The following is a 13,843-nucleotide window of genomic DNA, read 5'->3' on the forward strand; positions in this document are numbered from 1 at the left end:
TGAAATCGCTTACTTATATAATGTGCCTAGTCATACGAAAATAGGATGCTTAAGGGGAGAATTATCATGCCTACGAAGGAATTGCACCTTGTGAAGCAGGGAAGTGCTGCCAAGATTTACGTAGACCCCATGGGGAAAGATTATGAGGGATTACGCCGGGTGGCACAGTCTTTTGCAGCAGATGTTAAACAGGTAACAGAGGTAGAGCCTGAGATATATACACAATTGAACGAATTGGATGGAACAGTCATAATCGCTGGATCGATAGGGAGTAATGATTATATCGATGATTTAATCGCGGAGGGAACCGTTGATGTATCGGCCATCCAAGGTAAAAGAGAATGTTATAAAATTCAGGTGGTTGAACAACCCACAGCGGGAGTGGACAAGGCGCTCGTCATTGTAGGAAGTGATAAACGGGGGACGATTTACGGGTTGTATTCGATCTCCGAAAAGATTGGAGTTAGTCCTTGGGTGTACTGGGCGGATATTGTGCCGGAGAAGAAGCCGGCATTGTCCATTCCTGATAACCAGCTTCATGTGATCTCCAAGGAGCCTTCGGTTAAATATAGAGGTATTTTTTTGAATGACGACTGGCCGTCTTTAGGTTCTTGGGTAACTCAAAGATTTGGTGACTTTAATGAAGATTTCTATGACAAGGTATTTGAACTCATTCTTCGCTTGAAGGGGAATTATTTATGGCCGGCGATGTGGAGCGCCGAATTCAGCCTGAATGGTAAAAGTAGCCCGATTGCCAACGCCAAGCATGCACAAGAATACGGAATTATTATGGGGACCTCCCATCATGAACCCTTATTCCGGGCAGGCAGTGAATGGCAGAAGGTATACGGTCAATACGGGACAAGTAACCTATGGGATTTCGCCCGTAATAAACAGGCGATTACAGATTTCTGGGAAGACGGAATCAAGCGCAATCAGGACTTTGATAACTTGATTACTCTAGGTATGCGGGGGGAAAGTGACTCTGCGCTGGAGGGCTCCGACCAGGAGAATATTGATCTGCTGAAGGACATTATACTTACGCAAAAAGAACTATTGAAGAAATACAATCTTGAACATGCGCCGCAAATTTTGGCTGTTTATAAGGAAGTTGAGAAGTACTGGTATGGCACTGCCGGGGTGGAAGGGTTGAAGGACTGGGATGTTCTGAATGACGTTACGATCCTGCTTGCTGACGATAACTTTGGCAATCTCCGCAAAATCCCGACGAAAAACGAACGTAACCGCAGCGCAGGATGGGGGATGTATTATCATTTTGACTATCATGGTGGTCCGCATTCCTATGAATGGTTAAATACGACCCCGCTTGAAAAAGTCTGGGAGCAAATGTGTATGGCATTCGACTATGGCATCCGTGATGTATGGATTGTGAACGTCGGGGATTTGAAGCCTATGGAATTGCCTATTTCCTACTTTCTGGATTTGGCCTACGATTTTGAGGTATGGGGGACAGGTGCAATCAATCGGACTGTGGAATACACCAACCGTTGGGTAGAGCAGCAATTCGGATATGCGCTGGAACAAGAGACATGTCTGGGAATCGCACAATTGTTAGGGGATTATACCCGGATGAACGGTCGGCGCAAGCCTGAAATTATTTATCCGTCCACCTTCAGTCCTATCCATTACAATGAGGCGCACAGAGTTCTGGAGCAAGCGGTGATGATCGAGAAGGCTGCCGGCAAATACGATGAGCTAATCCCGGAACAACTAAAGGATGCTTACTTCCAGCTCGTATATTTCCCTGCTGTTGCCTCGGCCAATGTGGTCAAAATGCAAATTTATGCTGGACTGAACCATCTATACGCTAAACGAAATAGTATGTTGACAAATACTTACGCTGCTCTGACCCGCGAAACCATCGAACGGGATAAGTATCTGGAGTTGGTTTATAATAGCGGGATTTCGGATGGAAAATGGCAGGGAATGATGAGTTCCCCTCATGTTGGGTATATACATTGGAATGCAGAAGGGTGGAACTATCCGGATGTAAACACCCAAACTCCCGCCAAAGGTTCTTTAATGATTGTCGATGTGGAAGGAACGGAACAAGCGTATGTTTCCGGCACAGCTGAACTTCCGGTAATTACAAATCTTCAAAAAGAAAATTATCGCATAACAATCAGTAACGGTGGAGAAGCGGGTTTTGAATATCAGGTGCGGAGCAGCGTGGATTGGATCAAGCTTGAGAAAATACGCGGCTGGATTGAGGCAGGGGAGACGCTTCAGGTTTCCGTAGATTGGGAGAAGGTCAAAGAAGCGTCGACGGGCGAAATTACGATCTCCGGTGCCGGGAATATAGTTAAGGTGAAGGCAGCCGTGGATTGGATAGACATTCCGGATGTGCCACCGATGACTTTCATCGAGACCCATAATATTGTGTCCATTGAAGCGGAGCATACCATAACTCGTGTTTCGAAATCAGGGGTGGTATGGAAGACCATTGACAGCTATGGACGTTCTTTATCCTCGGTTAAAATGTATCCGGATGCTGTATCTTTTGAACAACCGGAGGATGCACCTTATCTGGAATATCGGATTATAGTGCAGCAGGACACTGATTATAGCTTAACCGCGTATATTGCGCCGACAAACAATCTGTCACAAACTAGTGGGTTGAAATATGCGATAGGTTTCGATGATCAGGCACCCGTGATTAAGGATACTTTACCAACGAACTTTGAAGGCGGTAATCATGATAATGAACCGTGGTACCGCGCGGTTATGGACAATATTCATGCTGTGACCACCAGCCATGCTTTAACGAAGGGTCTTCATACCCTCCGCTTTTACGGATTGGATGCGGGTCTGGTTCTGCAAAAGCTTGTATTGTCCGCTGCCCAGCTTCCTTATTCCTATTTAGGGCCGGAGGAGAGCTTTTATACTAGCGGGACTGCGTCCATTCTTAGTTAGGTTGAATTAAAAGGGCGAACAACAGGGTTGTTGCTTCGAATCCTCCGTTATTTCAGGGCAGATGACGGAGGATAACCCTTTATATTTTTGAAAACGTTGCTGAAGTAGGCGACATCTTGATAACCACAGTGCGCTGCCACTTCGGACACATTAAAACCACCTGCCGATAGAATCATCTCAGCATTGTTCACCCGCACCTTGTTTATAAATTCTTTATAGGTGGAGCCAGTGTTCTGCTTAAATAGCTTACCAAGATATACGGGATTTAGGGCAACCAAATCTGCCAGCTCCTTGATCGTGACTTCCTCCGAATAATGATCCATGATATAGGTCATCACTTTTTGGATTCTTAGATCTATCAGAGGTGTTTCTTGATGGTGGGCGATACTTAATAAGCGGTACACAATCAGTTGAAAGATGGCCCGGGCCTTCATTTTGTAGAAAGGTTGTTTGCCCATCCAGACATGTGAGAATTCTTTAATATCCTCTAGAATCTCTTTAGTTCTCCAATTCCTAGTTACAGTCTCAAAAGGGAGCTGCACATGATTGTCCTCACCCTCCCAGAAGAAATTGAAGGCAAAGGAACGCATTGGTGCCTCCTTAAAGGTCTGAGCTTCCCGAATGCTGCCAGAAGGGGCATAGAGCATATCTCCGGCTTCAACGGTGAATTTCTCTCCATTAATAAAATAGTCAGATTTCCCTTCTACGATGAAGGTAAGATCATGGAAATCAATTTTACTCCTCGTAATCTCCCAATCCGGGAAGGATCTGCGATCAACGAACAAAAAAACACGGGGAACAAGATTTTCATATTTGGTAATGTCCATTTCTACCACTCCTCCTTCCTAATAAATAGAGCCGCGCTAATACCGATTGGTATATTATACAAAAATGAAACCGATTAAGAAATGGGATTGTAAATTGACTTTGCGCAATCAGAAGAATACAATAGTTTTATGACTATCGAACAATATTCCTTAAAAGATGATGAAAAGCGAGTGAAGATTTTTAAAGCATTAGCAGAAGTGAAACGAATTGAAATGATTCGTTATCTTCATCTCCATAAGGAGAACAATACATGTGGGTCCATTGGTGAATCTATGGGAATGGACAAATCCAATGTGTCTTACCATCTGAAGATTTTGTATGAAGCTGATTTAGTAAGTGTCACACGTATGGGGCAGAATAAGATTAGCCAGCTTCGAGAGGATACGTTTAGCGAATTATTACCGGGTTTCTTGGACAGTTTATAATATGTCCGGAAACCTATAATTTTTTCTTGATAGTTTGATAGTTTTATAACTATTTGATAATCATGTACAGGGTTTGGTTAATAGTTATAGGTAGCAGCAAAAATAAATATTAATGGAGTAGTGATCTATGAATCAGTTGAAAAATAAACAGGTCCTGTTAATTTCACGTCCTGTAGGCATGCCAACCCAGCAAAATTTCGAGTTCAAAGATATTCCTGTAGTTGAAGCAAAAGAAGGACAAGTTGTTGTACGTACGTTGTATTTGTCAGTGGATCCTTATATGCGCGGAAGAATGAATGATGCTAAATCGTATGTTCCTCCGTATCAGCTTAATGAAGTCATCGCTGGAGGACTTGTGGGAGAGATCGTAGACTCCAAATCGGAGCTATTCAAAGCTGGAGATAAAGTCATCGGTATGCTGGGCTGGCAATTATATAATACTGTAGATGCTAAAGCAGTAACCAAAATCGATGATTCGATTGCACCTGTATCGGCTTACTTAAGTGTTCTAGGTTTAACAGGGCTCACTGCATATTTCGGTTTACTTGATATCGGTCAGCCGAAAGAAGGAGAGACTGTCGTAGTGTCTGGGGCAGCGGGTTCAGTGGGGATGTTTGTTGGACAGATTGCCAAAATCAAAGGCGCTCGTGTCGTTGGGATCGCAGGTAGCGATGATAAATGCGACTATTTGAAAAATGAACTTGGCTTTGATGCAACCATTAATTATAAAACAACGGAAAATTTAGGCCAGGCTTTGGAAGAAGCATGTCCAAATGGTGTTGATGTTTATTTTGACAACGTGGGTGGAGCGATTTCAGATGCTGTGATGAGTTTGCTTAATGATTATGCACGTATTCCACTATGTGGCGCTATTTCTTCCTATAACAGTACAGATGGAGATATGGGTCCCCGTATTCAGAGCAGATTGATCAAAACCCGCTCCCTTATCAAAGGATTCGTTCTTAGTGATTACGCAGCCCGCCAGTCAGAAGGCCTTCAAGAGCTTGGAAAATGGCTAACAGAAGGTAAATTAAAATATGAAGAAACAGTTGTTGAAGGATTCGACAATGTGGTGGAAGCATTCCTGCAATTGTTCCAAGGTGCGAACCTAGGGAAGATGCTTGTTAAGGTGAGCGACTCCGAATTCTAAAACAACACAAACAGCCCTGGTAGAGACTTCTATATATCAGGGCTGTTTGTATTATCACCAATCTAATTCGTTCAGACCATACCCTGTTTGGACTTCATGCATTTAAGATTGTATGTGCGGCCATAGGCTTTCGCATATTTGACGATTCGCTCAATCATGCTGGTGTCATTCAGTTTGGTAAACGGGCACGGATCGGGGGCCGTATTTACTTCCAAGATCCATGGTTTAAGGCGTCGATCCAAGGCAATATCCACACCGATTTCCTGCAGGCCGGGATAGGCTGTGCTTAGCTGTCTGGCGGAGTTCACTCCAATTTGTTGCATGGACCGGATCAACGCGCTACTATTCTCTACGTTTGTGTAGGATTCTAATAATGCCTCTACCGGATAAATCGTTCCCCCTTGGCTCCCATTCGTAACCACTTTGCGAGGATGAGCAACGCGACCCGCAATGCCTGTAGCTTCCCACCCGCCCTTAAGATTTCTTTGCACCATTACCCGGATATCAAATGGCCTTCCTTCATAAACCAAAAGCCAAATCCCCTTTTGCACCAAATAGGACTTTCCTTGGGTCTCGTTAAAGATTGCCCGATAAGCCATCTCGTAATCAGAAAATGTATGTTTATGCGTACCGGACTGATAGCTGTAGGCTGGTCGTTTTTTGGCGGAATGATCTTGTGATCTTTCAATCCGAATTACACCCTGTCCCAAAGATCCACAGCAGGGCTTAATGTACACCATTTTATGTTTTTGCAACATCTCATAGAGTACGTTTTTATTCATTTTTTTCGTTACCGGGATATACTTCCTTAGCTCTTGTTTTCTAAGCAGTACCCTTGTTTTCGTCAGCTTATTGGATATCCGCCGTATTGGCTCCTTCATTTTGTTCCTCCGTTCTATATATCTATAGGCTATATTACGGGAATACGCAGTTTTTGCTTGGGCAACCACAGAATAATAGAACACATGCAAAGAATTCTACATATGAATATTGGAGGCATTTATTAAACTTGGGCTGCAGCATGCGGTCAACGGGAGGCGGCTATGATGCTGCTCGGGAAATTGCAGAATAAGGTGCAAGAAGTAATGGACGAATACCCTTGGTACAAGGGGCTGATCGATGGGGAGAAAACGAATTATAACCTGCAGAACTTACCTCTTATATCTTCGAAAACACTTGAAACCTTCTATTATAACCAACCCATCGATCTTTCTTGGACTGTTTATAGGACGTCTGGTACAAGCTCAGGCCGTAGAAAAGCAATCCTCTACTCTGAGGAAGATGACAAACACTATGTGGATATTAAAACGAAGCTATTCGGCGAGCTTATTGCGGGAAGCGGATGTAACAGAGCGTTGGCGGATATGGGCACTGGACATGCAGCAAATACTGCGCTGACCATTTTTGAAAGGTTAGGATTGGAAAAAAGTTCAATCCCCTTTGAACTGCCAATCGAACAGCATATTGAACAGCTTAAAGCTTTTAAACCTGACTTGCTCTATACGATGCCGTCCATCCTTGACCATATCGTATATGCTGCCGGAAACCCGCGTGAATTCGGAATTCGCAAGATTATTTTGGTAGGGGAAATTGCTCCACCCGAGTGGCAGCGGAATATGGCTGGCTTGTTCGGTATTGATCCTAGAGACATCATCGATACTTACGGCTCCATTGAAATCGGTACGATCGCTTATTACTCCCATGATCATGGCAGGTACATTTTTGCCGACGGAATTTTTGCGGAAGGAATCGGGGTTCATGAGTTAGACGAAGAAGTAAGGCCACTTCGGAACAATGAAAGTATTCTGGTGCTTACCTCAACTGTCCGCAAGATGCTGCCAGCTCTTCGTTTTGTTACTTATGACGTTGTAAGGGATTTTAGGCCTGTGATGATAGACGGGGTTGAACAACAAAGCTTTGAGTCTATTGTAAAAAGAGTGGGTCAAGAACTGAAGCACGGTGAGAAGATCAGCCTGTACGATATCGAGCAGGTCGTATACCGTCATATTGAAGATGCGATCATTCGGGTCAAGGTAAAAAACAATGCGCTCTCTATTTATATCAAGAGTAAATCTGTGAAGCCCTCTATTATTCCGGTAATCAAAGAGGAAATCAGGGAGTGTATTCCGGAAATCGGGATGATGATTCGCAACCATCTGCTTGATGATATTGAGATCATTATAGTAGCTAAAGGGGAGTCGCTGGCCAGCGGGCAGGTCAAGAACAAGAAGTTATATTATCAGATGGACAAAGCTAAGGTGGACATAAATATCCAAGGCGGTATCTTGTCGACTATCGGAAAAACACCATTAATCAAGCTGAATAATCTGTTCCAGAACAGTGAGTTCGAAGTCTACGCAAAAATGGAACTGCTAAATCCGGGAGGAAGTGCGAAAGACCGTCCAGCTCTGCGGATGATCCATGAGGCATGGAAGGAAGGGAAAATCGGGCCGGGAACTACTATTATTGAGTCGAGTTCGGGTAATATGGCGATTAGCTTGGCGATGATTTGCCAATATTTAGGGCTGCGTTTTATTAGCGTGGTTGATCCAAGAACTACCACAACAAATCTGCAGATTCTGAAAGCATTAACTGCAAAAATTGACTTTGTTAGCGAACCCGATCCCGAGACCGGTGAATATCTGCCTGCTAGACTGAATCGAGTGCAGCGACTCTTGGAGGAAATACCGGGCAGCTACTGGCCGAATCAATATGCAAACGCAAATAACTATTTGTCCCACTACCATACGACCATGAAAGAAATCGTGACTGAGCTTGGCGAAGTAGATTATTTGTTTTGCAGCGTAAGTACATGCGGCACGATTCGTGGTCTCGCGGAATATGTAAGGGATCAGGGTCTGAAGACTAAGATTGTTGCCGTCGATGCGGAGGGAAGTACTATTTTTGGTGGGAACAAAGAGAAACGGCGGTTCCCGGGACTGGGTGCTGGCATCGTACCCCCTTTCTGCAGAACGGATTTAATCGACCGTATCGTGCATGTCTCAGACTTGGATATCGTAAAAGGATGCCGAGCACTCGCCCAGAATGAATCGATTCTGGCCGGTGCATCCTCAGGTGCTAACCTTGCCGCTGTTAGGCATATGGAGCAAGAATTAGCTCCAGGATCTGTCTGTGTGGTGATTTTGCATGACAAAGGGGAGCGTTACCTCGATACATTATACTCTGACCCATGGATTCAGAATGAATTTGGGCAGGAGTTCTCGGCTGACGGTGGAATTGTCCTTGCTTAACGAACGGCAAAAGGAGGTTGTGGAATGCTGTATTTAAACGATCGGGACATCCGGGAGGTGGGGCTTGATTGGCCTTCTCTCGTGGAATCGATAGAAACTACGGTGCGCATACTTGATTCTGGAGATTACGCGCAGCCCGTAAAACCTTACCTAAGGTATAAGAATCCTCAAAATCGTATTATTGCAATGCCCGCATACGTAGGGGGGAACGTGAACGCAGCAGGGGTCAAATGGATTTCCAGCTTCCCGGATAATATCCAGGTTGGTCTTCCCCGCGCGCATAGCATCATTGTCTTGAATGATCCCATTACGGGCGAGCCTATATCCGTCCTAAGCTCTCCGCTCCCCAGCATCGTAAGGACAGCTTCCATCAGTGGACTGATGATTGGTCACTTTTTGCAGGCTCGTTCACTTGAAATGATTCATCTTGGCATTATCGGCTGGGGACCAATCGGGCAATATCATTTTCAAATGGTTATGGCATTGTACGGAGATCGAGTTGAACGTATCCGCATCTTTGATATAAGGGAAGTAGATTTGTCAGACATCTCATCTATATATAAGGATAGGATAGAAGTGGAGGAGACGTGGGCGGGCGTTTATCGAAAGTCTAATATCTTTATCACCTGTACCGTATCCAATCATAGATATATTGATATGCTTCCGGTGGAAGGTAGTCTTCTACTGAATATTTCACTGCGTGATTATAAGCCTGAGGCATTAGCTTCGGTGAAGGCCATAATCGTCGACGACTGGGATGAGGTGTGCCGCGAGAATACTGACATACAGCAGCTCCATCTGAAACATGGGTTAACTCGTGCCGATACCCGAATGATTACCGATGTCGTCTCGCGCCATTGCCTGAATGAACTCAGAGCAGATGAGCCGATTTTCTTTTGTCCGATGGGCATGGCGGTTTTTGATATCGCAACAGCGGTATACTTCGTGAAGAAGGCGAGAGAAAAAGGGATCGGGACTGAGCTACAGTAAGGTGGTAGGCATACGTTCGCTATGGGGTTTTTTTATAGATTTTTCTGATGTAACTAGACTATGATCCGTCACTTTTAAGGGTGGATTGCTGTCTAGTTTTTTTTATTGTCTTGTTAACGTTCCATTCATAATACTCTGATAATCTCTATAAGTGTTAGGCGGATGATCATCCACCCCAATAAATGATGACTCGGAGGATAATAATGTTAACACCTATGAAAAAAAGGCTGATCGCTGGTCTGACTCTATTGGTTGTGATTAGTGCCGGCTTAGGCGCAAGCTTGGTATTTCCCGGGAAACAGGCCTCGGCTGAGACCCAAAAGGGTCAAAACGGGCTGCCGGTAGCTCAAATTGAAGCATCTGCCAATCTCGATGATACAGCAGGACTAACTAGCTTCGTTGATGGAATTATGGGAAAAGATATGAACCGGCTGCAAATTCCGGGAGCGGTTATCTCCATTGTAAAAGACGGCAAGATTATTTTAGCCAAAGGTTATGGCAGTTCTAATCTGGAAGAAGCGGCACCGGTTGATCCGACAACCAGCATGTTTCGAATCGCTTCAACGACAAAGCTGTTCACCTGGACAGCGGTGATGCAGCTGGTCGAACTAGGCAAGATAGATCTGGACACTGATATTAACACCTACCTGAAATCAGTGGTGATCCCTGCTACTTATCCTGAGCCGATCACGATGCGCCATTTGATGACACATACAGCGGGGTTTGAAGAGGGTGGAGTGGGTTATCAAATCACTACCGACCCTACCAAATTGCCGGGGTCAATCTCGGAAACACTCAATGAGCATATGCTGGCACGGGTAAGACCTCCCGGAGAGATGAGTTCTTATTCGAACTTCGGGGCTACACTCGCGGGTCTGATTGTGGAGGAAGTCAGCGGTGTTCCTTACAATGACTATATACAAAAGTATATTTTCGATCCGCTCGACATGAAATATTCGACTGTGGTAGAGCCTTTGCCGGAGTCATTCATACCCAACCAAGTTGTGGGGTACACGAGTGAGAACGGCAGCTTTATTCCTGGCACACCTACCTTCGAGGGCGGCTTTCGTCCTGCCGGCTCGGGTACAGTATCAGCAGTAGATATGGCGCACTTTATGATTGCCCATCTGCAGAACGGGAAATATGGTGACCAGCAGATTCTTAGAACGGAGACCGCAGAACTAATGCATTCAACGGCGTACCAATTCGATAAACGTCTGCCGGGAGTAGATCTGGGGTTCTCTGAGAAACGCATCAATGGTCTTAGACTAATTACTCATGGTGGTTCCGACCCCATGTTTAATACCGAGTTTTATCTTGTGCCTGCCAAGCATATAGGTATCTTTGTTTCCTATAACGGCGGTCAGGGCGGTGATTCCGCGGCAGGCCTAGTCCATGCCTTTTTTGAGCGCTATTATCCCGATCCTGAAGCGAAGCGGCCTGAATTCTCCACTTCTGCGGAATCTGTTCAGAAGTATGTGGGAACCTATCAATTCACACGCCGTAACCACAGTGATATTGATAAATTTTTCAATTTTTTTGCCCAGCTAAATGTTAAGGTAGAGGATAATAAGCTATCTTTGGGAAGGGGTAGTGAACAACAGCTGTACAGAGAAATCGGTCCGAATCTGTTCCAGCTCGAGGGAGGTACCGAACAAATCGGCTTCCGCACAAATGATTCCGGTAAGGTTACACATATGCTCTTAGGTATGGCACCGGAAATGCCGCTGGAGCGTACGCCACTCTTGAATCAGAATAAGTTTTGGCTTATTTTACTTGGCGGCTCTGGGTTGATTTTCATCACTACATTGCTTGGACTAATCTTCTCCAGACGCAAGATCAAGGCGATGACGCCTCCGGAAAAGTGGGCCATCCGCTTATCTGCGGGAACTGCTGGGTGGGCGCTGCTATCTTTCTTCACGATATTTATGGTGGTTATGTCCATGGACACGATGCAGAAGTTCAGCGGTATCAGTCTTTTGCTTTCTCTCAGTTTAGTTATGCCAATCCTTTTGGTTGGACTGACTTTAGCTTTGCTAATCTCGGCTATACTGGTTTGGAAAAATAAATACTGGACAGCTTTCAAGCGTGTGCATTATACACTAGTGGCACTTTCGGCTGTAGTGATGACTCTGTTTTTCTACTATTGGAACCTGTTGGGTTGGCAGTTCGGATAACTTCGTTTCTTGTCAAGAATATATCATATACAATGTAAGCTTAAGAGAGGAGGCAAATCGTGGCTACTATACTTATCGCTGATGATGATGATAACATCCGAAAGCTAATGTCTTTGTTTTTGCGAAAAGAAGGTTTTGGCCTCAAAGAAGCCAGGGATGGTACCAAAGCGCTGTCCATTATAGAGAACTCGCGAGTCGATCTCGTCATCCTAGATATTATGATGCCAGGATTGGATGGTTGGGATCTGTGCAGAGAAATCAGGCGCTCTGATGCCAACATTCCCCTCCTCATGGTGACGGCTAAAGGAGAATCTGCACATAAAGTGAAAGGTTTTCAACTCGGCACGGATGACTATCTGACCAAACCGTTTGATCCGCTTGAACTGGTGATGCGAGTAAAAGCTTTGCTTAAACGCTCGCTGGTCGTTTCTTCCCAGTCTGTGCAGTTGGGCAATGTGGTGCTTAACCGCCGCACTTTCCAGGTTACGCGTGATGAAGAACCGGTAACGATTCCTTTGAAGGAATTTGAGCTACTGTTTCTGTTGGCTAGTCACCCCAGGCAAATCTTCACAAGAGAACAGTTGATTTCTCAAATCTGGGGATTGAACTATGAAGGAGACGGCCGGACTGTAGATGTGCATATAAGCCGGTTGAGGGAGAAATTCTGCGGTAACGACGAGCAATTTCAAATCGAAACGGCCCGCGGCCTAGGATACCGGCTGATCCCTGCGCTATGATCAAGACATTGTATGTACGCGTCGTTCTCACGTTTCTAGGCATCATTATCTTTAGTCTGATCTGTTCCTTTTTCATTGGTTTGTATGTCTTTCAGAAACAAATAAGTTACGAGGGACAGAATGAAATGATCACAGTGGGGAAGGAGATCATTCACCGTTATGATGACGCCAAGCCTGAGGATACAGACGAGTTCTTGAATAGTATGGTTAAGGTATCTGCATACCCTATCCACCTATATAATCATTCCGGGGAATATACCTTTTATGGGCTCAAGGATAGTCCGGCCGTCACTATCACCCGCGATGCTGTGAAACAAGTGCTGCAAGGAAAACTCTATCGTTCCTCTGCGAAAGATAAGGATACCTTTATCGGGATGCCCTTTATGTTTAACGGGGAGTGGCAAGCAATGTTCTTGCAGTATTCTGCCGAGAACGAAAATATCGTCAATCGGATGCTGCTCTTTGTGCTTTTACTCGTGCTTTTACTGGGTAGTCTATGCATTCTTATTGCCGCCAGATATTTGGTGGAGCCGATCAAAGCTTTGACGAATGCGACAAGAAGGCTAGCCAAGGGTGATTTCGAGGTAGCGCTTAAAGTAAACCGAGTAGACGAAATAGGGGAACTGACACAAAGCTATGTGGAGATGGCCTGGGAGTTGAAGCAGTTAGAACAGATGAGGCAGGATTTCGTATCCAACGTGTCTCATGAAATTCAGACACCGCTTACGTCTATTTCCGGCTTTGCTAAGGCATTGCAGAACAATGATCTAATCATGGAAGAGGAACGTTCTGAATATCTTGATATCATCATTGCTGAGAGTGAGCGTCTGTCGAGGTTAAGTGATAATTTGCTGAAGCTCGCTTCCCTGGATTCTGAACATCATCCTTTTAACGCAGATTCCTTCAATCTTGACGAGCAGATTAGAACCATCGTTGTGACCTGTGAGCCACAATGGTCAGCCAAAGGCATCGTTATCGATCTTGAGCTGCCGGAAGCTGTCAAAATTAAGGGTGATGAAGATCAGCTGAAGCAAGTATGGATGAATTTGCTTAGCAACAGCATCAAGTTCACACCGGAAGGCGGGAACATCCGCATCAGTATAGATGACAGTGCAGCAGATGTATCGGTCACCGTCAGTGATAACGGGATCGGGATTTCCCCGGAAGAGTTCAACACCGTATTCCAAAGATTTTATAAAATAGACAAGTCACGGAATGGAAACAACAATGGCAATGGCTTGGGACTTGCAATCGTTAAAAAAATTGTCTCCCTGCATCAGGGAATCATAGAAGTGGACGGTGCGGTTCGAGCGGGAACGACGATTATCGTCAGGTTGCCCCATAAGTGAAA

General features: G+C 44.9%; 10 protein-coding genes. 8 read left to right on the forward strand and 2 right to left on the reverse strand.

Annotated elements, in window-relative coordinates; genetic code table 11:
* The first annotated feature begins 66 nt into the window (after window positions 1–66).
* Complete coding sequence (locus NSQ50_RS10550) at window positions 67–2,934, forward strand: glycosyl hydrolase 115 family protein (protein ID WP_076143246.1); 2,868 nt, start codon at window positions 67–69, stop codon at window positions 2,932–2,934.
* 47 nt (window positions 2,935–2,981) lie between these two features.
* Here NSQ50_RS10550 and NSQ50_RS10555 read toward each other — a convergent pair whose 3' ends face one another.
* Window positions 2,982–3,761 (reverse strand): helix-turn-helix domain-containing protein, encoded by a 780-nt coding sequence (locus NSQ50_RS10555; RefSeq protein ID WP_051491630.1) that lies wholly within the window; start codon window positions 3,759–3,761, stop codon window positions 2,982–2,984.
* Between the two features lie 129 nt (window positions 3,762–3,890).
* On the opposite strand from NSQ50_RS10555, the gene NSQ50_RS10560 reads away from it, so the two are divergent.
* A complete protein-coding gene (locus NSQ50_RS10560; RefSeq protein ID WP_038569940.1) occupies window positions 3,891–4,187 on the forward strand; it encodes an ArsR/SmtB family transcription factor in 297 nt (98 codons plus the stop codon).
* Between the two features lie 127 nt (window positions 4,188–4,314).
* On the forward strand, window positions 4,315–5,337 hold the full coding sequence (locus NSQ50_RS10565; RefSeq protein WP_038569942.1) for an NADP-dependent oxidoreductase: 1,023 nt from the start codon (window positions 4,315–4,317) through the stop codon (window positions 5,335–5,337).
* 71 nt (window positions 5,338–5,408) lie between these two features.
* Here NSQ50_RS10565 and NSQ50_RS10570 read toward each other — a convergent pair whose 3' ends face one another.
* Window positions 5,409–6,218: a YheC/YheD family protein gene (locus NSQ50_RS10570; RefSeq protein ID WP_038569944.1), complete on the reverse strand. Its 810-nt coding sequence runs from the start codon at window positions 6,216–6,218 to the stop codon at window positions 5,409–5,411.
* A 162-nt stretch (window positions 6,219–6,380) separates the two neighbouring features.
* On the opposite strand from NSQ50_RS10570, the gene sbnA reads away from it, so the two are divergent.
* The 5 genes from sbnA to NSQ50_RS10595 all read left to right on the forward strand — a co-directional run bounded on the left by sbnA (window position 6,381) and on the right by NSQ50_RS10595 (window position 13,841).
* Entirely contained in the window at window positions 6,381–8,588 is a 2,208-nt protein-coding gene (gene sbnA, locus NSQ50_RS10575; protein ID WP_306068413.1) for a 2,3-diaminopropionate biosynthesis protein SbnA, read from the forward strand.
* A 24-nt stretch (window positions 8,589–8,612) separates the two neighbouring features.
* Window positions 8,613–9,578 carry a 2,3-diaminopropionate biosynthesis protein SbnB gene (locus tag NSQ50_RS10580; RefSeq protein ID WP_076225123.1) on the forward strand — a complete coding sequence of 322 codons (966 nt, stop codon included), beginning with the start codon at window positions 8,613–8,615 and terminating at the stop codon, window positions 9,576–9,578.
* 203 nt (window positions 9,579–9,781) lie between these two features.
* On the forward strand, window positions 9,782–11,755 hold the full coding sequence (locus NSQ50_RS10585) for a serine hydrolase domain-containing protein (RefSeq protein ID WP_076225124.1): 1,974 nt from the start codon (window positions 9,782–9,784) through the stop codon (window positions 11,753–11,755).
* A 59-nt stretch (window positions 11,756–11,814) separates the two neighbouring features.
* Window positions 11,815–12,492, forward strand: a complete 678-nt coding sequence (locus NSQ50_RS10590; protein WP_076140963.1) for a response regulator transcription factor — start codon at window positions 11,815–11,817, stop codon at window positions 12,490–12,492.
* Window positions 12,489–13,841 carry a HAMP domain-containing sensor histidine kinase gene (locus NSQ50_RS10595; RefSeq protein ID WP_076225125.1) on the forward strand — a complete coding sequence of 451 codons (1,353 nt, stop codon included), beginning with the start codon at window positions 12,489–12,491 and terminating at the stop codon, window positions 13,839–13,841. The genes NSQ50_RS10590 and NSQ50_RS10595 overlap by 4 nt, the downstream gene beginning before the upstream one ends.
* Window positions 13,842–13,843: the final 2 nt, after the last annotated feature.

The sequence above is a fragment of the Paenibacillus sp. FSL R10-2788 genome (genome assembly GCF_038003885.1).
Lineage (GTDB): Bacteria > Bacillota > Bacilli > Paenibacillales > Paenibacillaceae > Paenibacillus_AQ > Paenibacillus_AQ odorifer.

What these genes read in the sequence shown, in the direction of transcription:
- NSQ50_RS10570 (WP_038569944.1), bottom strand. Translation starts at nt 6,218, where the DNA reads ATGAAGGAGCCAATACGGCGGATATCCAATAAGCTGACGAAAACAAGG.
- NSQ50_RS10560 (WP_038569940.1), top strand. Translation starts at nt 3,891, where the DNA reads ATGACTATCGAACAATATTCCTTAAAAGATGATGAAAAGCGAGTGAAG.
- NSQ50_RS10595 (WP_076225125.1), top strand. Translation starts at nt 12,489, where the DNA reads ATGATCAAGACATTGTATGTACGCGTCGTTCTCACGTTTCTAGGCATC.
- NSQ50_RS10550 (WP_076143246.1), top strand. Translation starts at nt 67, where the DNA reads ATGCCTACGAAGGAATTGCACCTTGTGAAGCAGGGAAGTGCTGCCAAG.
- sbnA (WP_306068413.1), top strand. Translation starts at nt 6,381, where the DNA reads ATGATGCTGCTCGGGAAATTGCAGAATAAGGTGCAAGAAGTAATGGAC.
- NSQ50_RS10585 (WP_076225124.1), top strand. Translation starts at nt 9,782, where the DNA reads ATGTTAACACCTATGAAAAAAAGGCTGATCGCTGGTCTGACTCTATTG.
- NSQ50_RS10565 (WP_038569942.1), top strand. Translation starts at nt 4,315, where the DNA reads ATGAATCAGTTGAAAAATAAACAGGTCCTGTTAATTTCACGTCCTGTA.
- NSQ50_RS10555 (WP_051491630.1), bottom strand. Translation starts at nt 3,761, where the DNA reads ATGGACATTACCAAATATGAAAATCTTGTTCCCCGTGTTTTTTTGTTC.
- NSQ50_RS10580 (WP_076225123.1), top strand. Translation starts at nt 8,613, where the DNA reads ATGCTGTATTTAAACGATCGGGACATCCGGGAGGTGGGGCTTGATTGG.